Annotated in this window: 17 protein-coding genes; 10 read left to right on the top strand and 7 right to left on the bottom strand. The window is 72.5% G+C overall.

The features are described 5' to 3' along the window. Complete coding sequence (gene glgP / locus DQ239_RS11000; RefSeq protein WP_113834453.1) at positions 1-2,550, bottom strand: alpha-glucan family phosphorylase; 2,550 nt, start codon at positions 2,548-2,550, stop codon at positions 1-3. Positions 2,551-2,698: 148 nt separating this feature from the next. On the opposite strand from glgP, the gene DQ239_RS10995 reads away from it, so the two are divergent. From DQ239_RS10995 to DQ239_RS10975, 5 genes are all read left to right on the top strand, one after another. Then, on the top strand, positions 2,699-4,732 hold the full coding sequence (locus DQ239_RS10995; protein WP_113834452.1) for an alpha-1,4-glucan--maltose-1-phosphate maltosyltransferase: 2,034 nt from the start codon (positions 2,699-2,701) through the stop codon (positions 4,730-4,732). Positions 4,733-4,832: 100 nt separating this feature from the next. Continuing rightward, the gene (gene treS / locus DQ239_RS10990; protein WP_113834451.1) at positions 4,833-6,674 is read left to right on the top strand and encodes a maltose alpha-D-glucosyltransferase; all 1,842 of its coding nucleotides are present in this window, start codon (positions 4,833-4,835) and stop codon (positions 6,672-6,674) included. After that, positions 6,671-8,044 (top strand): hypothetical protein, encoded by a 1,374-nt coding sequence (locus tag DQ239_RS10985; RefSeq protein WP_113834450.1) that lies wholly within the window; start codon positions 6,671-6,673, stop codon positions 8,042-8,044. Before treS ends, DQ239_RS10985 begins: the two co-directional genes overlap by 4 nt. A gap of 87 nt (positions 8,045-8,131) precedes the next feature. Further along, positions 8,132-10,942: a 1,4-alpha-glucan branching protein GlgB gene (glgB, locus tag DQ239_RS10980; RefSeq protein ID WP_199582884.1), complete on the top strand. Its 2,811-nt coding sequence runs from the start codon at positions 8,132-8,134 to the stop codon at positions 10,940-10,942. A gap of 29 nt (positions 10,943-10,971) precedes the next feature. Then, positions 10,972-12,381, top strand: a complete 1,410-nt coding sequence (locus tag DQ239_RS10975; protein ID WP_233489081.1) for a neutral zinc metallopeptidase — start codon at positions 10,972-10,974, stop codon at positions 12,379-12,381. A gap of 3 nt (positions 12,382-12,384) precedes the next feature. Here the strand turns inward: DQ239_RS10975 and DQ239_RS10970 are convergent, their stop codons facing one another. Genes DQ239_RS10970 through DQ239_RS10960 form a run of 3 tightly spaced genes read right to left on the bottom strand, consistent with a single transcriptional unit; the run spans position 12,385 to position 14,293 of the window. Continuing rightward, a complete protein-coding gene (locus tag DQ239_RS10970) occupies positions 12,385-13,341 on the bottom strand; it encodes a tetratricopeptide repeat protein (RefSeq protein ID WP_199582882.1) in 957 nt (318 codons plus the stop codon). Positions 13,342-13,388: 47 nt separating this feature from the next. Beyond that, complete coding sequence (locus DQ239_RS10965) at positions 13,389-13,751, bottom strand: VOC family protein (RefSeq protein ID WP_113834449.1); 363 nt, start codon at positions 13,749-13,751, stop codon at positions 13,389-13,391. Positions 13,752-13,777: 26 nt separating this feature from the next. Next, positions 13,778-14,293 (bottom strand): MarR family transcriptional regulator, encoded by a 516-nt coding sequence (locus tag DQ239_RS10960; RefSeq protein WP_113834448.1) that lies wholly within the window; start codon positions 14,291-14,293, stop codon positions 13,778-13,780. Between the two features lie 303 nt (positions 14,294-14,596). Here DQ239_RS10960 and DQ239_RS10955 point away from each other — a divergent pair, with 303 nt between their 5' ends. Continuing rightward, the gene (locus tag DQ239_RS10955) at positions 14,597-14,974 is read left to right on the top strand and encodes an NlpC/P60 family protein (protein ID WP_233489079.1); all 378 of its coding nucleotides are present in this window, start codon (positions 14,597-14,599) and stop codon (positions 14,972-14,974) included. A gap of 48 nt (positions 14,975-15,022) precedes the next feature. Here DQ239_RS10955 and DQ239_RS10950 read toward each other — a convergent pair whose 3' ends face one another. Further along, on the bottom strand, positions 15,023-16,501 hold the full coding sequence (locus tag DQ239_RS10950) for an NAD(P)/FAD-dependent oxidoreductase (RefSeq protein ID WP_113834446.1): 1,479 nt from the start codon (positions 16,499-16,501) through the stop codon (positions 15,023-15,025). 136 nt (positions 16,502-16,637) lie between these two features. Between DQ239_RS10950 and DQ239_RS10945 the strand changes: the two genes are divergently transcribed. Together DQ239_RS10945 and DQ239_RS10940 are read left to right on the top strand one after the other, a co-directional pair. Beyond that, positions 16,638-17,144, top strand: a complete 507-nt coding sequence (locus tag DQ239_RS10945; RefSeq protein WP_113834445.1) for a hypothetical protein — start codon at positions 16,638-16,640, stop codon at positions 17,142-17,144. Beyond that, positions 17,141-18,031 carry an MFS transporter permease gene (locus DQ239_RS10940; protein ID WP_113834444.1) on the top strand — a complete coding sequence of 297 codons (891 nt, stop codon included), beginning with the start codon at positions 17,141-17,143 and terminating at the stop codon, positions 18,029-18,031. Before DQ239_RS10945 ends, DQ239_RS10940 begins: the two co-directional genes overlap by 4 nt. Here the strand turns inward: DQ239_RS10940 and meaB are convergent. Together meaB and DQ239_RS10930 are read right to left on the bottom strand one after the other, a co-directional pair. Beyond that, entirely contained in the window at positions 17,995-19,023 is a 1,029-nt protein-coding gene (meaB, locus tag DQ239_RS10935) for a methylmalonyl Co-A mutase-associated GTPase MeaB (protein WP_113834443.1), read from the bottom strand. The two genes, DQ239_RS10940 and meaB, sit on opposite strands and share 37 nt — an antisense overlap. After that, positions 19,020-20,210, bottom strand: coding sequence for an acetyl-CoA C-acetyltransferase (locus DQ239_RS10930; RefSeq protein ID WP_113834442.1), 1,191 nt, complete (start codon positions 20,208-20,210; stop codon positions 19,020-19,022). Before DQ239_RS10930 ends, meaB begins: the two co-directional genes overlap by 4 nt. 192 nt (positions 20,211-20,402) lie before the next feature. On the opposite strand from DQ239_RS10930, the gene mce reads away from it, so the two are divergent. Then, positions 20,403-20,864 carry a methylmalonyl-CoA epimerase gene (gene mce, locus DQ239_RS10925; RefSeq protein WP_113834441.1) on the top strand — a complete coding sequence of 154 codons (462 nt, stop codon included), beginning with the start codon at positions 20,403-20,405 and terminating at the stop codon, positions 20,862-20,864. A 116-nt stretch (positions 20,865-20,980) separates the two neighbouring features. Beyond that, positions 20,981-22,312: a crotonyl-CoA carboxylase/reductase gene (gene ccrA / locus DQ239_RS10920; protein WP_113834440.1), complete on the top strand. Its 1,332-nt coding sequence runs from the start codon at positions 20,981-20,983 to the stop codon at positions 22,310-22,312. The last annotated feature ends 138 nt before the right edge of the window (positions 22,313-22,450 follow it).

The raw sequence follows: 22,450 nt of genomic DNA, 5'->3' as shown, positions 1-22,450 counted from the left end.
TCAGGCCGTCGTCACCACACCCAGCTCGGCCGGGTCGGCCAGGTGTGGGGAGTCCGGCAGCACGCGCACGGTGTAGCCGAAGGCGCCGGTCCGCTCGAGCGGGACGGTGGCCGCGAACCAGTGCCGCGAGCCCTCGGTCTGCTCGTACGCCATGGGCACCGTGGTCACCTCGTGCAGCCCGTCGGCGTCGTCGACCCGGCCGTAGGCGGCCTGCACCTGCACGTCGCCCGGCTCCAGGCCGGGCAGCTCCACCTCGGCACGCAGCGCGAGGGTCGAGCCGATCTCCGGGGTGTCCCCGGCGCCGGTGGCCTCCACGTGGGCGACCCGCACCGTCGACCAGTTGTGCAGCAGGTGCGCCCGGCGCGCGGACTCCGTCCGGGCCGGGGCGTAGCCGTCGGCGGACATGACGCGGGCCGACTGCGCCGCCGGGACGTACAGCGCCCGCACGTAGTCGCGCACCATGCGGGTGGCCATCACCTTGGGGCCGGTCTCGCGCAGCGTGTGCCGCACCATCTCCACCCAGCGGGCGGGCACGCCGTCGCCGTCGCGCTCGTAGAACCGCGGCAGCACCTGGGTGGACAGCAGGTCGTAGATCGCCCGCGCCTCCACCTCGTCGCGCCGGTCGGCGTCGCTGACGCCGTCGGCGGTCGGGATGGCCCAGCCGTTCTGGCCGTCGAACCACTCGTCCCACCAGCCGTCGCGGATGGAGAGGTTGAGGCCGCCGTTGAGCGCGGACTTCATGCCCGAGGTGCCGCAGGCCTCCAGCGGCCGCAGCGGGTTGTTCAGCCAGACGTCGCAGCCCCAGTAGAGGTAGCGAGCCATGCCGATGTCGTAACCGGGCAGGAACGCGATGCGGTGCCGGATGTCCGGGTCGTCGGCGAAGGCCACCATCTGCTGGATCAGCTTCTTGCCGCCGTCGTCGGCGGGGTGGCTCTTGCCGGCGATGACCAGCTGCAGCGGCCGCTCCGGGTCCAGCAGCATCGCCTTGAGCTTGGCCGGGTCGCGCAGCATCAGCGTCAGGCGCTTGTAGCTGGGCACGCGGCGGGCGAAGCCGATGGTGAGGACGTCGGGGTCGAAGGCGGTGTCGGTCCAGCCGACCTCCGCCTCGGTGGCACCCCGCGAGAGCGCGGTCTCGCGCAGCCGGCGCCGCACCTCCTCGACCAGCCGGCCGCGCAGGGTGCGGCGGACCGCCCACAGGTCACCGGCCGGGATCGTGTCCACGCCGTCGAAGTGCACGGGCCCGTCCACGACGACCGGGTCGCCCTGGCTCGTGGTCTGGGTGCCCATGTCGACCAGCTCGCGCGCGGTCCAGGTGGGGGCGTGCACACCGTTGGTGATCGAGCCGATGGGGACGTCGCCCTCGTCGAAGCCCGGCCACAGATTGCTGAACATGCCGCGGCTCACGTGGCCGTGCAGCTCGCTGACGCCGTTGGCGCGCTGGCCGAGCCGCAGGCCCATGTGGGCCATGTTGTACTTCGCCGGGTCCTCCTCGGCGCCCAGCGCGAGCAGGTCGTGCAGCGGCACGCCGAAGCCGGCGAAGTACCGCTCGATGAGCGACTTCGGGAAGCGGTCGATCCCGGCCGGCACGGGCGTGTGCGTGGTGAACACGGTGGCCGCCCGGACCGCCTGCAGCGCCTCGGCGAACGTCAGGCCGTGCGACTCCATCAGCTCGCGGATCCGCTCCAGGCCGAGGAAGCCGGCGTGGCCCTCGTTGGCGTGGAACACCTCCGGCGCCGGGACGCCGGTGCGCGCGCAGTAGGCGCGCAGCGCCCGGACGCCGCCGATGCCCAGCAGCATCTCCTGGCGGAGGCGGTGGTCCTCGTCGCCGCCGTACAGGCGGTCGGTGACGCCGCGCTCGGCCGGCGCGTTCTCCTCGATGTCGCTGTCGAGCAGCAGCAGGGTGACGCGGCCGACCTGGGCCCGCCACACGTGCGCGTAGAGGGTGCGCCCCTCGGGCAGCGGCAGGGAGATGACGACGGCGCTGCCGTCGGACTCGCGCAGCAGCTTCACCGGGAGGCCGTGCGGGTCCAGCGAGGGGTAGTGCTCGAGCTGCCAGCCGTCGGAGGACAGCCCCTGCTCGAAGTAGCCGGCGCGGTAGAGCAGCCCGACGCCGATCAGCGGGACGCCGAGGTCGGAGGCGGCCTTGAGGTGGTCGCCGGCGAGGATGCCCAGGCCCCCGGAGTACTGCGGCAGCACCTCGGTGATGCCGAACTCGGCGGAGAAGTAGGCGATGCTCGCCGGGGCCTCGGCGCCCAGCGACTGGTACCAGCGCGGGGTGGAGAGGTACTCCTCCAGGTCGTCGACGGCGTCCTGCAGACGGCGGACGAACCGGCGGTCCTTGGCCAGTGCCGCGAGCCGCTCGGCCGACACCTCCCCCAGCGCCTTGACCGGGTCACCGCCGCAGCGCTGCCAGAGTCCGGGGTCCAGGGTCTCGAACAGGTCCCTGGTCTCGGGGTGCCACGACCAGCGGAGGTTCATCACCAGCTGGGACAGCGGGAGCAGCGGCTCCGGGAGGGCGGCGCGGACTGTGAAACGACGAAGGGCTCGCACCGGTCGAGACTAACCAGCGACAGCGGCACCGCCAGGGGTGCGCGAGGAACTCCGGCCACCCCAGCACCACCCGTCCCACGGCGTGCGCGGACCCGGACGGGTGCCCGCCGATGTGCCCGCGCAGACGGACCTCGATAGCGTTGCGGCAATGAATGGCCGCGCTGACCTCCGCCTCGGCATCACCGATGTCGCCCCCGTCGTCTCCTGCGGGACCTTCTCGGCCCGCGCCGTCGTCGGCGAGCACGTGCCGATCACCGCGACCGTCTTCCGCGAGGGCCACGACGCCGTCGCCGCGAACGTCGTCTGGACCGCCCCCGGCGCCGACGACGCGAGCGGGCCCTTCGTGCGGATGGCGAAGCTCCCGCCGGAACCCGATCGCTGGATCGCCACGGTGGTCCCCGACCGCGAGGGCCCCTGGACCTTCCGCGTCGAGGCGTGGAGCGACCCGCTGGCCACCTGGCGGCACGCCGTCGAGGTGAAGATCGAGGCCGGCCAGGGCGCCGACGAGCTGGCCAACGACCTCGAGGAGGGCGCCCGGCTGCTCGACCGGGTCGCCGCCGAGGCCGGCGCGGACTGGCGGGACCGGGTGGTCGCCGCGGCCACCGCGCTCCGCGACACCTCGCAGGAGCTGACCGTCCGGGTGGCCCCGGCGCTGGCCTCGGGCCTGCAGCAGTACCTGCACGAGCACCCCGTCCGGGAGCTGGTCACCCGCACCGAGCCCTTCGAGGTGTTCGTCGACCGGCCCCGCGCCCTCTACGGCTCCTGGTACGAGTTCTTCCCGCGCTCGGAGGGCCCGGTCGTCGGCGGCGTCCCCACGCACGGCACCTTCGCCACCGCCGCCGACCGGCTGCCGGCGGTCGCCGACATGGGCTTCGACGTCGTCTACCTCCCGCCGATCCACCCGATCGGCACGGTGAACCGCAAGGGCCCGAACACCGCCCAGTTCCCCGGCGGCAACCCGCACGAGATCGGGCCGGACGACGTCGGCTCGCCGTGGGCGATCGGCAGCGCCGAGGGCGGCCACGACGCGGTGCACCCGCAGCTGGGCACGCTCGAGGACTTCGAGGCGTTCGTCGCCCGCACCCGCGAGCTGGGCATGGAGGTCGCGCTGGACCTCGCGCTCCAGGCGGCCCCGGACCACCCGTGGGTGCAGGAGCACCCGGAGTGGTTCACCACCAAGCCCGACGGCACCATCGCCTACGCCGAGAACCCGCCGAAGAAGTACCAGGACATCTACCCGGTCAACTTCGACAACGACCCCGAGGGCATCTACGCGGAGGTCCTGCGGGTGGTCCGGCACTGGATGGACGCCGGGGTGCGCATCTTCCGGGTCGACAACCCGCACACCAAGCCGCTGAACTTCTGGCACTGGCTGATCTGGGAGGTCAAGAAGACCGATCCCGACGTGCTGTTCCTGGCCGAGGCGTTCACCCGGCCGGCGATGATGCACCAGCTGGCGCGGATCGGCTTCACCCAGTCCTACACGTACTTCACCTGGCGCACCGGGCGCGACGAGCTCGAGGAGTACGGGCGCGAGCTCGCCACGAACGCGCACTACATGCGGCCGAACTTCTTCGTGAACACCCCGGACATCCTCCACGAGTCGCTGCAGTTCGGCGGCCCGCCGATGTTCAAGATCCGCGCGGTGCTCGCCTCGATGATGAGCCCCACCTGGGGCGTCTACTCGGGCTTCGAGCTCTTCGAGCACGTGGCGGTGAAGCCGGGCAGCGAGGAGTACCTCGACAGCGAGAAGTACCGGCTCCGCCCGCGCGACTGGGCCGGCGCCGAGGCGGCCGGCCGGAGCCTCGCGCCCTACCTGCGCCGGCTCAACGAGATCCGGCGCGCGCACCCCGCGCTCCAGCAGCTGCGCACGCTGCACTTCCACCCGGTCGACAACCCGAACCTGATCTGCTTCTCCAAGACCGACCCGGGCTCGGCCGACGCCGTCCTCGTGGTGGTCAACCTGTCCAGCCGCGACACCCACATCGGGACGACGGCGCTGGACATGCAGGCGCTCGGCCTGGACTGGCACGAACGCTTCTCGGTCACCGACGAGCTCACCGGCGCCTCCTACGACTGGGGCCAGTTCAACTACCTGGAGCTGGACCCCTTCCGCGAGCCCGCGCACGTCTTCTCGGTCACCTTCCCGCGCCCGGTGCAGTTCCCGCCCCCGGTCTCCTGAACCAGGACCCCCGTGCCCCCCGCCGCTCGCACCTCCGCGACGGGGGGCTGCACGGGGGCCGCCAACCGCCCGCCATCTCCCTAAGGGTTCTTCCGCAGCGATGACCGTTCCCGTTCCCGAGTCCGCCCCCGCGCACTCCGCCCTCCCGCCGCCCGGGACCGACCCCGAGTGGTACAAGCGCGCCGTCTTCTACGAGGTGCTGGTCCGCGGCTTCGCCGACAGCAACGCCGACGGCGTCGGTGACCTCCGCGGCATGATCGACAAGCTGGACTACCTGCAGTGGCTCGGGGTCGACTGCCTGTGGCTGCCGCCGTTCTTCGCCTCGCCGCTGCGCGACGGCGGGTACGACGTCAGCGACTACACCGCCGTGCTGCCGGAGTTCGGCGACATCGAGGACTTCAAGGAGTTCCTCGACGCCGCTCACTCCCGGGGCATGCGCGTGATCATCGACTTCGTCATGAACCACACCTCGGACCAGCACCCGTGGTTCCAGGCCAGCCGCAGCGACCCCGACGGCCCCTACGGCGACTTCTACGTCTGGGCCGACGACGACACCGGGTACGCCGACGCCCGCATCATCTTCGTCGACACCGAGAGCTCGAACTGGACGTTCGACCCGGTGCGCAAGCAGTACTTCTGGCACCGGTTCTTCTCCCACCAGCCCGACTTGAACTTCGAGAACCCGAAGGTGCGCGAGGCGATCATCGACGCCCTGCGCTTCTGGCTGGACCTGGGCATCGACGGTTTCCGGCTCGACGCCGTGCCCTACCTCTTCGAGGAGGAGGGCACGAACTGCGAGAACCTGCCGCGCACCCACGAGTTCCTCAAGGAGGTGCGCAAGGTCGTCGACGCCGGCTACCCGGACCGGGTGCTGCTCTGCGAGGCCAACCAGTGGCCGGCCGACGTCGTCGAGTACTTCGGCGAGAACGGCGACGAGTGCCAGATGGCCTTCCACTTCCCCGTCATGCCGCGGCTGTTCATGGCGGTGCGCCGGGAGCAGCGGTTCCCGATCTCGGAGATCATGGCCCAGACGCCGGACATCCCCGACAACTGCCAGTGGGGCGTCTTCCTCCGCAACCACGACGAGTTGACCCTCGAGATGGTCACCGACGAGGAACGCGACTACATGTGGGGCGAGTACGCCAAGGACCCCCGCATGAAGGCCAACATCGGCATCCGCCGCCGGCTGGCCCCGCTGCTGGACAACGACGTCAACACCCTCGAGCTGTTCAACGCCCTGCTGCTGTCTCTGCCGGGATCGCCGGTCCTCTACTACGGGGACGAGATCGGCATGGGCGACAACATCTGGCTGGGTGACCGCGACGGCGTCCGCACCCCCATGCAGTGGACGCCGGACCGCAACGGCGGGTTCTCGACCGCCGACCCGCAGCGCATGTACCTGCCGCTCAACGCCGACCCGGTCTACGGCTACCAGGTCACCAACGTCGAGTCCCAGCTGCGCAACACGAACTCGCTGCTGCAGTGGGTGCGCCGGATGCTGCAGGTCCGCGCCCAGCACCCGACGTTCGGCCTGGGCACCTTCGAGGAGATCGGGTCGCGCAACCCCACGGTGCTGTCGTTCGTGCGCCGGTTCGGTGACGACGTCGTGCTGTGCGTCAACAACCTGTCCCGGTTCCCGCAGCCGGTGGAGCTGGACCTGCGGCAGTTCGAGGGCTACACGCCGGTCGAGCTGACCGGCCGGGTGGAGTTCCCGCAGATCGGCGTCCTGCCCTACATGCTCACCCTCGCCGGGCACGGCTTCTACTGGTTCGAGCTGTCCAAGCCCGCCGAACCGGCCGCCGACGAGCACGAGGACTGGGAGAGCACCGGCAGCAGCTCGGTGGCCGACTCCCTGCTCGCCTCCGGAGTGGTCAGCGCCGCGGAGGAGACGCCCGGCGACAACCTCCCGGCCCCCGACGACTCCTCCGGAGGTTCCCGATGAGCGCACTGGCCGACCTGCTCCGCGAGTGGATGCCCGCGCAGCGGTGGTTCGGGAGCAAGGGCCGCGAGTGGGCCGACGTCACCGAGGACGGGTTCTTCCTGGACCGCAGCGAACCGGTGCTCTCGGTGCACCGGGTGCGGGTGGGCTACACCGACGGCGGCGCCGACACCTACCTGGTGCCCATCTCGTGGCGCGAGCACAAGACCGACGAGCTCGAGTCGGCGTTCATCGGCACGGTGACCGCCGACGACGGCCAGGAGTCGCACGCCTACGACGCCATGCGGGACCGGGACGCGACCACCCCGTGGCTGATCCACCTGGTGAACGCCTCGACCGTCGGCCCGATGCACTTCCACCCCGCGGGCGTCGCCTACATTCCCGAGGGCGTGCCCGGCGACATCGTCTCCACCGAGCAGAGCAACACCTCGCTGGTCTACGGCTCGGAGGCGATCTTCAAGCTGTTCCGCCGGCTGGAGCCCGGGCTCAACCCCGACGTGGAGATCCACGACGCGCTGCGCCGGACGGAGAACCCGCACATCGCCCCGCTGCTGGGCCACATCGAGATCGACGACCCCGACCCCTCGAACGAGCCGGCCACGGTCGCGATGCTGCAGACCTTCGTCCCCAACGCCAGCGACGGCTGGCGCCTGGCGACGGCGAGCGTCCGGGACCTCTACGCCGAGGGCGACCTGCACGCCGACGAGGTCGGCGGCGACTTCGCCGCCGACAGCGAGCGGCTGGGCGCGGCGACGGCGTCGGTGCACGGGGACATGGCCGCCGTGCTGCCCACCGAGCCGGCCGACCGTGACTGGTACGCCGCCCTGGCCCGGCAGATGGGTGAGCGCCTGGACGCCGCGATCGAGGTGGTCCCCCAGCTGGCCGAGCACGCCGAGGGCCTGCGCCGGATCTACGCGGCGGTCGCCGAGAGCACCGAGCCCACGGTGCGCCAGCGGGTGCACGGCGACCTGCACCTGGGTCAGGTGCTGCGGACGGCGACCGGGTGGATCGTGCTCGACTTCGAGGGCGAGCCGGCCCGGCCGCTGGCCTCGCGGCGCGAGCTGGACAGCCCGATGCGCGACGTCGCCGGCATGCTGCGCAGCTTCGACTACGCGGCGCGGCACATGCTCGTGGAGCAGCCCGAGGACACCCAGCGCGCCTACCGCGCGCAGGAGTGGGCCGAGCGCAACCGGGCTGCCTTCTGCACCGGCTACTCCGAGGCCAGCGGCCTCGACCCGTGCGGCGGCTCACCACTCCTTCGGGCGTTCGAGGCCGACAAGGCGGTTTACGAGTGCGTCTACGAGGCACGCAACCGACCGCACTGGCTGATGATCCCGCTCGACTCGCTGTCCCGGCTCACCAGCCGCGACTGAGGAAGGGACCCCTCTGCCCCGCGCTCGCACCGGGACCCGGCAGAGGGGCCGCAGATGCTCGAGAACACGGCACCGGAGGAACAGACGATGAGCAGCGATGACCGGAAGGACCCGGTGGCCGACAAGGACGACCTGCAGCGTGCCGTCGAACAGCGGGTGGCCGATGCGGAGGCGGCCGCCGGCACGGAGCCGGTGATCAACGCCCCGGCGAAGAAGGCGACCCGCAAGGGCACCAAGGCCGCGACCACGAAGGCGACGGCCACGAAGACGACGGCTGCGAAGACGACGGCTGCGAAGACGACGGCCGCGAAGGCCGCGCCCGCGAAGAAGGCGGCCGCCACGAAGGCCGCGCCAGCCAAGAAGACGGCCGCCACGCGCGCCCCCGCCGCCACGGGCAACGTCGCCCCCGAGGGCGTGGAGACCACCGATCAGCAGCCGAGCACCGCCGCCACCGCCCCCGAGGGCGGGCCCACCACGGTGCCCCCGGTGGTGGCCCCAGCACCGATCGCCGAGCCCGGCGATCCCACCGGCACCCCGGCGGCACCGCCCGAGGCCCCGGACCCCGATCCGGCGGAGCCGATGACCCCGCAGGCACCGGACGACGCCGCTCCCGCGCCCGCCTCCGCGGCCGACGGTGCCGGTGGTGCCGGTGGTCCCGCGACGACCGGCCAGGCCACCCTCACGGAGGTCGGAGAGGAGGACCTGCGTGCGATCGTGGAGGGCTGGTCGCACGATCCGCACCGCGTCCTCGGCGCGCACGAGGCCGGCGGCGGCTGGGTGGTCCGCACCCTGCGCCCCGACGCCGTCTCGGTGGTCGTGGTCGACGAGGACGGCACCCGGTACGACGCCCGCCAGGTCCACGCCGGTGGCATCTACGAGGCCGCGCTCCCCCAGCAGCCCGGCGACTACCGCATCGAGGTCGAGTACCCCGACGGCCAGGGCGGCACGAGCCGCCACACTGTCGACGACCCCTACCGGTGGCTGCCGACCCTCGGGCCGCTCGACGAGCACCTGATCCGCGAGGGCCGGCACGAGCGCCTGTGGGAGGTGCTCGGCGCGCACGTGCGGCACTACGACACCCCGCGCGGCACCGTCGACGGCGTCTCCTTCGCCGTCTGGGCGCCCGCCGCCCGGGGCGTCAAGGTCACCGGTGACTTCGACTACTGGCAGGCGCGGGCCTACCCGATGCGCTCCCTGGGCTCCTCCGGCGTCTGGGAGATCTTCGTGCCCGGCGTCCCGGTGGGCAGCCGGTACCGGTACCACGTGCTCGGTGCCGACGACGTGTGGCGAGAGAAGTCCGACCCGCTGGCCTTCGCCACCGAGGTGCCCCCGCTCAACGCCTCCGTCGTCACCGAGAGCACCCACGAGTGGAGCGACGACGCCTGGCTGGCCGAGCGCGCGGCGGGCAACTGGCACGAGCGCCCGATGAGCATCTACGAGGTGCACGCCGGCTCGTGGCGCCAGGGCCTGTCCTACCGCGAGATGGCCGACGAGCTGGTCGCCTACGTCAAGGACGCCGGCTTCACCCACATCGAGTTCATGCCGCTGGCCGAGCACCCGTTCGGTGGCTCCTGGGGCTACCAGGTGACGTCGTACTACGCGCCGACGTCGCGCTTCGGCAGCCCGGACGACCTCCGCTACCTGATCGACGCGGCTCACCAGGCCGGGATCGGCGTCATCGTCGACTGGGTGCCCGCGCACTTCCCCAAGGACGAGTGGGCGCTGGCCCGCTTCGACGGCACCCCGCTGTACGAGCACGGTGACCCCCGCCGCGGTGAGCAGCTGGACTGGGGCACCTACGTCTTCGACTTCGGCCGCTCCGAGGTGCGCAACTTCCTGGTAGCCAACGCGCTGTTCTGGTGCAAGGAGTTCCACGTCGACGGCATCCGCGTGGACGCGGTCGCCTCGATGCTCTACCTGGACTACTCCCGCACCGACTGGCTGCCCAACGAGTACGGCGGCCGGGAGAACCTCGAGGCGGTGGCGTTCCTGCAGGAGTTCAACGCCACGGTCTACCGCGAGGTCCCCGGCGTCGTGACCATCGCCGAGGAGTCGACCGCCTGGCCGGGCGTCACCCGGCCCACCCACCTCGGCGGCCTGGGCTTCGGCTTCAAGTGGAACATGGGCTGGATGCACGACTCGCTGGACTACGTCGAGCGGGAGCCGGTGCACCGCAGCTACCACCACGGCCAGCTGACGTTCTCGATGCACTACGCCTACTCCGAGAACTACGTGCTGCCGATCAGCCACGACGAGGTCGTCTACGGCAAGGGCTCGCTGCTGCGGAAGATGCCTGGCGACCGCTGGCAGCAGCTGGCCAACCTGCGCGCCTACCTCGGCTACATGTGGGCCCACCCGGGCAAGCAGCTGCTGTTCATGGGCTCGGAGTTCGCGCAGGACGCCGAGTGGGCCGAGAGCCGCTCGCTGGACTGGTGGCACCTCGACGACCCCGCCCACCGCGGGGTGCTGCAGCTGGTCACCGACCTCAACGAGCGCTACCGCGAGCTGGACGCCCTCTGGGCGCACGACGTCGACCCCTCCGGCTTCCAGTGGATCGACGCCAACGATGCCGGCGGGAACACGCTGTCCTTCCTGCGGTACGGGAAGTCGGCGGTCCCGGCGGCCGAGGACGGCACCCCGTCGGAGGACGGCAGCCGCTCGGCGCTGGCCTGCGTGGTCAACTTCGCCGGCGCCCCGCACCACGAGTACCGGATCGGGCTGCCCCGGCCGGGCCGCTGGCGCGAGGTGCTCAACAGCGACGCCGAGGGCTACGGCGGCTCCGGCGTGGGCAACTTCGGCGGCGTCGAGGCCGTCGAGGAGCCGTGGCACGGCCAGCCGTACTCGGCGACGATCGCGGCTCCCCCGCTCGGGACCGTCTGGTTCCTGCACGAGGCCTGACCGGCCCGCGCGCGGGTAACGGCTGAACCGTGGGGACGGGACGCGCAGGACGGCGGCGGTGGGCGACGCTCACCGCCGCCGCCTTCTGCCTGCTCGCCCTCACCGGGTGCTCGGTCGTGGTCACCGGCCTGGCCAGCCCCGCGAGGCCACCCGCCACGGACGTCGCCACGGGGGACGTCCGGGTGGTGGGGTCCACCGACGAGGAGGTGGACGTGCTGGCACGCAACGCCCTGGCCGACCTCGAGACGTTCTGGGCGGAGGAGTTCCCCGAAGTCTTCGGCACGCAGTTCGAGCCGCTGCAGGGCGGCTACTTCAGCGTCGACCCCGGGAACGCCGACCCCGCCGTGTACCCGAACGGCATCGGGTGCGGCGCGGCCGCCTCCGACGTCGAGAGCAACGCCTTCTACTGCGTCGCCCCGGATGCCCCGAACTCCGACTCGATCAGCTACGACCGCACGTTCCTGGCCGAGCTGGGCGCGGAGTTCGGCCGGTTCATCCCCGCGCTGGTGATGGCGCACGAGTTCGGCCACGCGGTGCAGGCCCGGGTGGGCTCGCCCTCGGCCTCGATCGCCGTCGAGACCCAGGCCGACTGCCTCGCCGGCACCTGGACCCGGTGGGTCGCCGAGGGCGAGGCCGAGCACTCGGTCCTCCGGACCCCCGAGCTCGACGAGCTGCTGCGCGGCTACCTGCAGCTGCGCGACCCGGTGGGCACCAGCCCCGGCCAGGAGCAGGCGCACGGCTCCTACTTCGACCGGGTCTCCGCGTTCCAGGAGGGCTTCGACACCGGGACGGAGGCCTGCCGCGACAACTTCGGCCCCGGCCGGGCGTTCACCCAGACCGGATTCGACCCGAGCAATCCGACCGACGCCGCCCGAGGCGGCAATGCGCCGCCGGACGAGCTGCTGGACATCATCGACACCTCGCTGCCGGGCGCCTGGGAGCCGGCGTTCGACCAGGTCTTCGGGGAACCGTTCGACCCGCCGTCGATCGAGCCCTTCGACGGGGACGCGCCCGGCTGCGCGCCGGACGGCGACCTGGACCTCGTCTACTGCTCCGACGAGAACGTGGTCGGCTTCGACACGAGCGACCTGGCGTCCCCGGCCTACGAGCTGGGCGACTTCGCCGTCGCCACCGCGGTCGCGCTGCCGTACGGGCTGGCCGTGCGCGACCAGCTGGGCCTGTCCACCGACGACGAGGACGCCGCCCGCTCGGCGGTGTGCCTGAGCGGCTGGTACGCCGCGCGGGTGTTCGAGAACGAGGCCGGAGGGCCGGTCGTCTCACCCGGGGACATCGACGAGAGCGTGCAGTTCTTGCTCACCTTCGGCAACGAGCCGTCGGTGGTGCCCGCCGCGGACCTCACCGGGTTCCAGCTGGTCGACCTGTTCCGCGCGGGGTTCGTCGAGGGCCTCGAGGCCTGCGGGCTCGACGACGCCCTGTAGGGCTCAGAACAGGGCGGTCATCAGGGCCCGGCGGGCGGGGGCGACGCGCGGGTCCTGGTCACCCACGACGGCGAACAGCTCCACCAGGTGCTTGCGGGCCCGGTCGCGCTCGTCCCCCGCGGTCCGCCGGATGACGTCGAGCAGCCGCTCGAAGGCGCCCTCGATGTCGCCGGTGCCGAGCAGGAGGTCGGCGGCGCGGGTCTGCGCGGTCACGTCGTCGGGCGCGGCGTCGGCGCGGGCCAGCGCGTCGGGGCCGGCTTCCTCGGCCCGGCGGAAGACCTGCACCTGGCGCAGCGCGATGCCGGCGTCGGGGTGGTCGGGCTCCTCGGCGAGGATCGCCTGGTAGGCGGCCTCGGCAGCCGCGAGGTCGCCGCGCTCCAGCGCCGCCTCGGCGGCGTCCAGCCGCGGGTCCTCGACCTCCGGCGCCTGCTCGGCGCCGCCGGGCACCGCACCGCCGGTCGTGGCCTGCACCAGCTCGGCGACGAACTGCCGGGCGTCCTGCTCCGGGATGGCGCCGTTGAACTCCGCGACCAACTGGCCCTGCCACACGGCCTTCACCGCCGGGATGCCCTGGACCCGCAGGCCCTGGGCGAGCGCCGGGTTGGCGTCGACGTCGACCTTGGCCAGCACCCACGAACCGCCGCCCTCGGCGGCCAGCCGCTCGAGCACCGGGGACAACTGTTTGCAGGGGCCGCACCACTCGGCCCACAGGTCCAGCACGACCGGCACCTGGAAGGAGCGGTCGAGGACCTCGGCCTGGAACGTCGCCTCGGTGACGTCGACGACCGAGCTGCCCGGCGCCCCGGCGGGGGCGGTGGCGCTCGGCGGCGGGGCCGCCTGGGCGCGAGCGGCGGCCTCGGACCGTGCCTTGACCGCCGCCAGGTCGACGGCGCCGGCCATGGTGGCGGCCATCTGGGCCTGCGCGCGGGGATCGGGGCGTCCGGGGCGGTTCGGCTGCATGACCTCGATCATCCCACCGCGCGGGCGGGCGTGTCGGCCAAGGGTCGTCAGCGCTCGGCCCAGACCCCCAGCTCGTTGCCGCTCGGGTCCGCGAAGTGGAAGCGGCGGCCGCCCGGGAAGGCGTACGGGCCCTGGGTGACCCGGCCGCCCGCCGCCTCCACGGCGCCGAGGGTGCGGTCGAGGTCGTCGGAGAAGAGCAGGACCAGCGGCCCGCCGGGCCGGGGCGGCTGCCCGTCGAGCGCCAGGCCACCGACCTCCGGTCCACCCTCGGCGCCCCGGATGCCGGCGTACGCCGGTCCGTGGTCGGTGAACTCCCAGCCGAACGCCTCGGCGTAGAACCGCTTCGCCGCGGCGAGGTCGGTGACGGTGAGCTCGACGTAGTCGATGGCGTGGTGCCGGGAACCGGTCATGACGGGCATGCTGCCGGACGGGTGTGTCAGTTCTCGGCGCCCGAGACGTCGCCCGCACCGAGCCGGACCCGCCGCAGCACGTCGAAGAGGGTCTCCAGCTCCCGGTCCCCGAGCTCGCCCAGACCGAAGTCCAGCTCCGTCAGGGCTCGCGTCCCCCGCTCGACCACGTCGCGCCCCGCCCGGGTGATGCCGGCCAGCACCCCGCGCCCGTCGGCGGGGTTCGGCCGCCGGTCGACGTAGCCGGCCGCGACGAGCCGGTCGATGGCGTTCGTGACCGAGGTCGGGTGCACCATCAGCCGGCTCCCGATGACCTTCAGCGGCAGCTCGCCGGTGCGGCTGAAGGTGAGCAGCACCAGCACCTCGTACCGCGCGAAGGTCAGCTCGAGCGGGCGCAGCACCTCGTCGAAGCGGGCCAGCAGGATCTGCTGCACCCGGAAGACCGACGTCGCCGCCCGCATCGCCGCGGCCGGACCGAAGCGCTCCTCCCACGTCTGCCCGGCGCGCTCGATCGGATCGAAGGGCAACCCCAGCGGCCGGACCATGCGCGGGACGCTACCCGGGGCGGCCCGGCCGCCGTCCCTCGACCGAGACGACCACCGTCGGCCGCGGGGAGTCACCCGACGGATCGCGTGCCGTCGTCTTCGTCCGACACGGGTGACGCCAGGTTCCGCGAGCAGTGTCCCTGAACCGGACATTCGACACCCACGAGTGTCCGTCTCAGGGACACCGCTGCGTCAGCGGGGACACCCCATCCCCCGTATTTCCAGTGCCCGCGCGACATGTCGACCTGTCGACCCGTCGACGGGTCGACCGCCGGGTTGAGTCCCGGCGAGGCGGTTCGTACGGTGGACGAGCCGGCCGGGTGGTCGCCGCCCTCCGCGGCCCAGGTCGCCGTCGACACCGCCCGCGACCAGGTCGGCAAGGCCTACGCGTACGGCGGCAACGGGCCCGACAGCTTCGACTGCTCGGGCCTGACCTCGTACGCCTACCGCGCGGCGGGCATCGAGCTGCCGCGGCGCAGTGCCGACCAGGCCATCGTCGGCACCCCGGTCGCGCGCGCCGACCTGCAGCCGGGCGACCTGGTCTTCTACTACGAGCCGATCAGCCACGTCGGCATCTACGTCGGCGACGGCGTCATCGTGCACGCCGGCAACGAGTCGACCGGTGTCGAGTACACGACGGTCGACATGGCCGGCTACAACACCGCCCGCCGCATCGCCTGAGGCAGCAGCCGGTCCCGGGTCCGCCTCCCGCGGTGGCCCGGGACCGGCTCAGCGCAGGGCCGGGCGCAGCGGCGGCACCTCGCGGACGCCGAAGACGTCGCGCAGCGCCACCCGGGCACCCAGGTCACCGCACATGCCGTGCACGGCCGGCCCCGGCGGGGTCGCCGACGACGCCAGGTAGACGCCCTTCACCGGCGTCCGGTAGGTGTTCCAGCGCGGGACGGGCCGGGCCAGCATCTGCCGCAGCGTGGCCTGCCCGTTGGAGATGTCGCCCCCCAGATAGCTGGGGTTCCACTGCTCCATCTGCACCGCGGTCTTGGTCGCCCGCGCGACGACGGTGTCCTTGAAGCCCGGAGCGAAACGCTCCACCTGGTCCTCGATCGCCCCGGTCATGTCGACGTCGGCACCGTGCGGCACGTGCACGTAGGCCCAGAAGATGTGGCCGCCCTCCGGTGCCCGGGTCGGGTCGGCGACCGTGGGCTGCACGGCCAGCACGTAGGGCTTGTCGGTGAGCCGGCCCTGGTTGGGTGCGCGCTCCCCCGCCAGCGTCTCCTCGAGGGTGCCCGCGACGTGGATGGTCCCCGCCCGGCGGACGTCGGGGTTGGTCCACGGCACCGGCTCGGACAGGATCCAGTCGATCTTGAACACGCCGGCGCCGTGCTTGTACCGCCGGACCCACCGCCGGTAGCCCTCGTTGAGCCGGTCGCCGGCCATGTACACGAAGTCCTCAGGGGTCGTGTCGAGCAGCACGGCGGGCACGCCGTCGAACTCGCGCAGGTCGGTGACCCGGTGCCCGGTCACCACCTCGCCTCCCTGCTCCTCGAGCGCGGTCACCATCGCGTCGGCGAGCTTCTGCGACCCGCCCTCGATCAGCGGCCACCCGGCGTGGTGGGACAGCATCGCCAGCAGCATGCCCAGCGCGGAGGTGAGCGGCTGGCTCAGGTCGAGCATGCCGTGGGCCGCGGCGCCCGCGACGAGCGCGCGTCCCTCCTCGGTGTCGAAGTAGTGGTCGGCCAGCCAGCGCACGTTCGGCAGGCCGGTGAGCGCGAACTTCGTCACCTCGGCGACGCTCTTCGTCGGCAGCGAGCGCAGCCGGCTGGAGAGGAAGAAGTCGATGACGTCGGTGCCGGAGTCGACCAGCGGCCCGAACAGCCGGCGGTAGGCGTCGGCGTCGCGGCCCAGCCGCGCGGCGGTCTCCTCCAGCGAGCGGAACGACAGGGCCGCTCCCCCACCGTCCAGGGGGTGGGCGAAGTTGACCTCGGGGTGGACGAAGCGGACGCCGCGGCTCTCGACGTCGAACTCGCGGAAGAACGGGGCGGCGACGGCCATCGGCTGCACCGTCGAGCACACGTCGTGGTGGAAGCCCGGCCGGATGAGCTCCTCGGTGCGCATGCCGCCGCCGGGCCGTTCCCCGGCGTCCACCACCTGGACCCGCAGTCCGGCCGCGGACATCCGCAGCGCCGCCGCCAGCCCGTTGGGCCCCGCCCCGACGACGACAGCATCCGGTCGTCCCGCACGCCCGCTCACCCGGTGATCCTCACGAGGGCGGACCCGATCCGCAAGTTCCGGGGCCCGTGGGTCGGGCTGGGCACCTGGGGCGCTGTGGCCGGAGTCGCGCGCGTGACCGTGGCGGTCGGCGCCGGGCCGCATCTAGCCTTCGCCGGTGCAGTCCTCCCTCGACACCCCGCCGTCGACCGAGCCGGAGGGGCTCGGACTGAGCCCGGCCGGGCGCCGGGGCCGCCTCGGGGCGGTGGTCGTCATCCTGGCCCTGCTGCTCGCGGGCACCGTCTGGGGCGACGACGACGCGTTCCCGTTCGGCCCCTTCCGCATGTACTCGACCCGCAACGACCCCAACACCCCGGTGATCTCCACCCGGGCGGTCGGGCTCACCGCGGCCGGTGAGGAGGTGCGGTTGTCCGGAGGCCAGGTGGGGCTGCGGCGCGCCGAGTTCGAGGGCCAGATCAACCGGCTGCGCGAGCACCCCGAGCTGCTCGGCCTGATCGCCGACGCCTACGCCGAGAGCAACCCGGCGGCACCCGAGCTCGTGACCGTGCAGATGGTGCACCGCAAGTTCGAGCTGGCCGACGGCAAGCCGACGGGCGACTACACCGACACCGTCGTCGTCGAGTTCGACCTGGAGGACGGCACCTCGGAGGACGGCGCATCGTGACCACCGCATCCACCGCCGCGGCTCCCCGCCCGCTGACCGGCCGCTGGTGGTTCGCCCCGGTGCCGCTCGCGCGGATCGCGGTGTTCCGGACGATCGCCTACCTGTTCATCCCGGTCGACGTCTTCCTCACCACCGCCTGGGTGCGGGCGCACGCCGACGTCCCCACCGACTGGTACGCCCCGCTGCTCATCGGCCGGCTGCTGCACCTGCCGACTCCCACGCACACGCTGGTCCTCGTCGTCCAGTGGGCGCTCGTGCTGGCCGCCGTGGCCGCCGCCAGCGGCCGGGCGCCGCGGCTGCTCGGCGCCGCCGTCTTCCTCCTGTACCTGGAGTGGATGGTCATCGCGATGAGCTACGGCAAGGTCGACCACGACCGGATCGCCTTCCTCGTGGCGCTGGCTGTGCTCCCGACGATCGGCCGGGCGCGGTTCCGCGACCGCCGCCCCTCGGAGGCCGCGGGCTGGGCGATGGCGGCGGTGCTCGTCGCGGTGATGCTCACCTACTTCCTCGCCGCCTGGGCGAAGATCCGCTTCGGTGGCTGGGACTGGCCGACCGGCTCGACCCTGACCCGCGCCGTGCTGCGCCGCGGGACGCCGCTGTCGGACTGGACCCTCGACGTCCCGTGGCTGCTCACGGCGTCGCAGTGGGTGATGATCATCCTGGAGCTCGCCGCGCCGCTGATGCTCTTCGTGCGCAGCGACCGCGCCCGCGTCGGGCTGGTGCTCTTCCTGATCGGCTTCCACCTGATGGTGTACGCCGGCGTGACGATCATCTTCCTGCCGCACTGCATCGCGATCCTGTCGATCCTGCCGTGGGAGCGGCTGACCGACCGGTTCGCGCGCCCGGCGCCTCAGAGCCTGGCGACCAGCTCGTCCGCCGCCGCGTAGGGGTCGGTCTCCCCCGCCACCACGCGCTCGGCCAGGGCGCCGAGGGTGGCCGAGCCGCGCAGGTCGCCGATCCGGGCGCGGAGCGCGGCCAGGGCGATCGCCTCGATCTCCCGGGCCGCGCGCTCGGCCCGCCGCCGGTGGCCCTCGCCGGAGGACTCCAGCCACGTCCGGTGGTCGGCCACCGTGGCGAGGACGTCGTCGATGCCGTTGTCGGTGTCGCGGGAGGCCACCGTGCGGCAGATGGGCGGGCGCCAGCCACCGGGCTCCGAGTACCGGCCGCCGAGGGACTGCATGTAGCGCAGGTCCCGCACCGCCTGGTGCGCGCCGTCCCGGTCGGCCTTGTTCACGACGAAGACGTCGGCCACCTCCAGGATGCCGGCCTTGGCCGCCTGGATGCCGTCGCCCATCCCGGGCGCGACGAGCACCAGCGTGGTGTCGGCGAGTGAGGCGATCTCCAGCTCGGACTGGCCGACGCCGACCGTCTCGATCAGCACGACGTCGCAGCCGGCCGCGTCCAGCACGCGGAGCGCCTGCGGGGTCGCCCAGGACAGCCCGCCCAGGTGGCCGCGCGAGGCCATCGAGCGGATGAAGACGCCGTCGTCGCCGGCGTGGTCCTGCATGCGCACCCGGTCGCCCAGCAGGGCACCGCCGGAGAACGGCGACGAGGGGTCGACGGCGAGCACGCCGACGCGCTTGCCGTCCTGCCGGAGCGCCCGCACCAGTGCCGTCGTCGTCGTCGACTTGCCGACCCCCGGGGAACCGGTCAGCCCCAGCACCTGGGCCCGGCCGGTGTGCGGGGCCAGCGCGGCCGCGACCTCGCGCAGCGCCGGGCTGGCGTCCTCGACCAGCGAGATCAGCCGGGCCACCGAGCGGGCGTCGCCCTCGCGGGCCCGCTCGACCAGTGCGGGGACGTCGACAGCACGCCGCCCCCGCCGCCCGGGGGCGACGGGGGCGGACGTCTGGACCGCGGTCCCCGCAGGGACCTCGCTCACGCGCTCGCGGGTGCGTGCAGGATCAGGGCGTCGCCCTGGCCACCGCCACCGCACAGCGCGGCGGCGCCGACCTTGAGTCCCCGGCGCTTGATCTCCAGCGCGACGTCGAGGACGAGGCGGGCGCCGCTCATGCCGATCGGGTGCCCGAGGGCGATGGCGCCACCGTTCGGGTTGACCTTCTCCGGGTCGATGCCCAGCTCGCGGGTCGACACGATGCCGACGGCGGCGAAGGCCTCGTTGAGCTCGACGACGTCGAGGTCGGTGGGGTCGATGCCCTCGCGGGCGCAGGCCTTCTTGATGGCCCCCGACGGCTGGCTCTGCAGCGTGGCGTCCGGGCCGGCGACGACGCCGTGGGCGCCGATCTCGGCGATCGGGGTGATGCCGAGCTCCTGGGCCTTGGCGGCGCTCATGACCACCACGGCGCAGGCGCCGTCGGAGATCTGCGAGGCGGAGCCGGCGGTGATCGTGCCGTCCTTGGCGAAGGCGGGCTTGAGCTTGGAGAGGCTCTCGACCGTGGTGTCGGCGCGGACGCCCTCGTCGTCGGTGAACTCGATCGGGTCGCCCTTGCGCTGCGGGATGAGCACCGGGGTGATCGACTCGGCGAAGACGCCGTCCTTGTGCGAGCGCGCGGCCTTCTGGTGGCTGGCCGCCGCGAACTCGTCCTGCTCCTCGCGGGTCAGGTCGTAGCGGGAGTTGGCCTGCTCGGTCAGCGCGCCCATCGCCACCTGGTCGAAGGTGTCGGAGAGGCCGTCGTGCGACATCGAGTCGATGAGCTTGGTGTCGCCGAACTTCGTGCCGGTGCGCGAGTTGGCGAGGATGTGCGGCGCCTGGGTCATCGACTCCTGGCCTCCGGCCACGACGATGTCGTACTCACCGGCGCGGATGAGCTGGTCGGCCATCGCGATCGCGGACAGACCGGAGAGGCAGACCTTGTTGATGGTCAGCGCGGGCACCGACATCGGGATGCCGGCCTTGACCGCGGCGGGGCGGGCCGGGTTCTGGCCGGCGCCGGCCTGGATGACCTGGCCCATGATCACGTAGTCGACCTGGTCGCCGGAGATGCCGGCGCGCTCGAGCGCGGCCTTGATGGCGACGCCACCGAGGTCGGCGGCCGAGAAGTCCTTGAGCGAGCCGAGCAGCCGGCCCATCGGGGTGCGGGCGCCGCTGACGATGACCGAGCGGGACATGAGGCCTCCAGTGCCGGGCCGCCGACTCTGGCGACCGTGGGGACGAGCCGCGCAGAACGCGCGGCGTCGGGCTGTATACCAGGATAGGACCACGCCCCGGTCGGGGTGGTCCGGCCCACTCCCGGTCACCCGACCGGGCAGCCGCACGGCCCCGGAGTGTCGCCACCGGCGGCTGCGCGGCAGGATGCCGACGTGACCACCAACGACGCTGCGGCCACGGGTCTGCCCGAGGGACTGTTCACCACCATCGACCACGTGGGCATCGCCGTGCCCGACCTGGACGAGGCCATCGCCTTCTACGCCCAGGCATTCGGCGTGCGGTCGGTGCACGAGGAGACCAACGAGGAGCAAGGGGTCCGCGAGGCCATGCTCGCCGTCGGTGACGGCGACACCCGCATCCAGCTCCTGGCGCCGCTGACCCCGGAGTCGACGATCGCCAAGTTCATCGGCCGGTCGGGCCCGGGCCTCCAGCAGCTGGCCTTCCGCGTCGACGACGTCGAGGCGGTCAGCGCCACCCTGCGCGAGCGCGGCCTGCGGCTGCTCTACGACGTCCCCAAGCGCGGCACGTCGGACAGCCGGGTCAACTTCATCCACCCCAAGGACGCCGGCGGCGTGCTCGTCGAGCTGGTCCAGCCGGCCGCGTCGGCGCACTGATCGTCGACCACCCTTCCGGCCCGATCGTTACCGCTGGGTAACGTCCCCGGCCACGCACTGCCCAGAACCGCCCTCCGAGCCGGCCGCCCACGGCCGTCCACGACCCAGGAGTTCGCGTGAACGAGATCAGGGACGCCATCCTCGCCGACCAGCTGGACGCGCTGGGCGGCCTGGCCGTACCGGAGTCCTACCGCGCCGTAGTGGTGCGTAAGGACGAGCAGCACATGTTCGAGGGGATCCCGACGAAGGAGAAGGACCCTCGCAAGTCCCTCCACATCGACGAGGTCCCCACCCCGGAGCTGGGCCCCGGCGAGGCGATCGTCGCCGTCATGGCGTCCTCGGTGAACTACAACACCGTGTGGACGTCGATCTTCGAGCCGGTCTCGACCTTCGGCTTCCTCGAGCGCTACGGCCGGGTCTCCGAGCTGACCAAGCGGCACGACCTGCCGTACCACATCGTCGGCTCCGACCTGGCCGGCGTCGTGCTGCGCGTGGGCCCGGGCGTGAACAAGTGGAAGCCGGGCGACGAGGTCGTCGCGCACTGCCTCTCGGTGGAGCTCGAGGACCCGGCCGGTCACGACGACACGATGATGGACCCGCAGCAGCGGATCTGGGGCTTCGAGACCAACTTCGGCGGCCTCGCCGAGCTGGCGCTGGTCAAGAGCAACCAGCTGATGCCGAAGCCGGCGCACCTCTCCTGGGAGGAGGCCGCCAGCCCGGGCCTGGTGAACTCCACCGCCTACCGCCAGCTGGTGAGCAAGAACGGCGCCAACATGAAGCAGGGCGACGTCGTCCTGATCTGGGGCGCCTCGGGCGGCCTGGGCTCCTACGCCACGCAGATGGCACTCAACGGCGGCGCCATCCCGGTCTGCGTGGTCAGCAGCCCGGAGAAGGCCGAGATCGTCCGCAAGATGGGCGCCGAGCTGGTCATCGACCGCTCCGCCGAGGGCTACAAGTTCTGGAAGGACGAGCGCACCCAGGACCCCAAGGAGTGGCAGCGGTTCGGCAAGAAGATCCGTGAGCTGACCGGCGGCGAGGACGTGGACATCGTCTTCGAGCACCCGGGCCGCGAGACCTTCGGCGCCAGCGTGTACGTGGCCAAGAAGGGCGGCACGATCATCACCTGTGCCTCCACCAGCGGCTACCTGCACGAGTACGACAACCGCTACCTGTGGATGAACCTCAAGAAGATCCTCAGCTCCCACTTCGCCAACTACAAGGAGGCGTGGGAGGCCAACCGCCTCATCGACAAGGGCCTCATCCACCCGACCCTGTCGAAGGTGTACCCGATGGAGGAGGTCGGCCAGGCCGCCCTCGACGTCCACAAGAACGCCCACCAGGGCAAGGTCGGCGTCCTGACGCTGTCCCCCGAGGAGGGCCTCGGCGTGAAGAACGCCGAGAAGCGCGAGCAGCACCTCGAGGCGATCAACCGCTTCCGCGGCGTCTGAAAGAACAGCACCGAGGAACTCACCGGGGCCCGGCTCTCCTGCGTGGAGGGCCGGGCCCTCGTGCGTCCGCCCCTGGGCGGCGTGGCTCGGGTGACGTCGGTGACCATTGGGATCGCCTGAGCACGACACGGTGACGAG

The organism is Blastococcus sp. TF02-09, assembly GCF_003319105.1.
GTDB lineage: Bacteria > Actinomycetota > Actinomycetes > Mycobacteriales > Geodermatophilaceae > Blastococcus.
This window is presented reverse-complemented; position numbering and strand designations above follow the sequence as displayed.

Coding starts and splice junctions, on each gene's coding strand:
- DQ239_RS10995 (WP_113834452.1), top strand. CDS start 2,699: ATGAATGGCCGCGCTGACCTCCGCCTCGGCATCACCGATGTCGCCCCC.
- treS (WP_113834451.1), top strand. CDS start 4,833: ATGACCGTTCCCGTTCCCGAGTCCGCCCCCGCGCACTCCGCCCTCCCG.
- DQ239_RS10985 (WP_113834450.1), top strand. CDS start 6,671: ATGAGCGCACTGGCCGACCTGCTCCGCGAGTGGATGCCCGCGCAGCGG.
- glgB (WP_199582884.1), top strand. CDS start 8,132: ATGAGCAGCGATGACCGGAAGGACCCGGTGGCCGACAAGGACGACCTG.
- DQ239_RS10970 (WP_199582882.1), bottom strand. CDS start 13,341: ATGCAGCCGAACCGCCCCGGACGCCCCGATCCCCGCGCGCAGGCCCAG.
- DQ239_RS10965 (WP_113834449.1), bottom strand. CDS start 13,751: ATGACCGGTTCCCGGCACCACGCCATCGACTACGTCGAGCTCACCGTC.
- DQ239_RS10960 (WP_113834448.1), bottom strand. CDS start 14,293: ATGGTCCGGCCGCTGGGGTTGCCCTTCGATCCGATCGAGCGCGCCGGG.
- DQ239_RS10930 (WP_113834442.1), bottom strand. CDS start 20,210: ATGTCCCGCTCGGTCATCGTCAGCGGCGCCCGCACCCCGATGGGCCGG.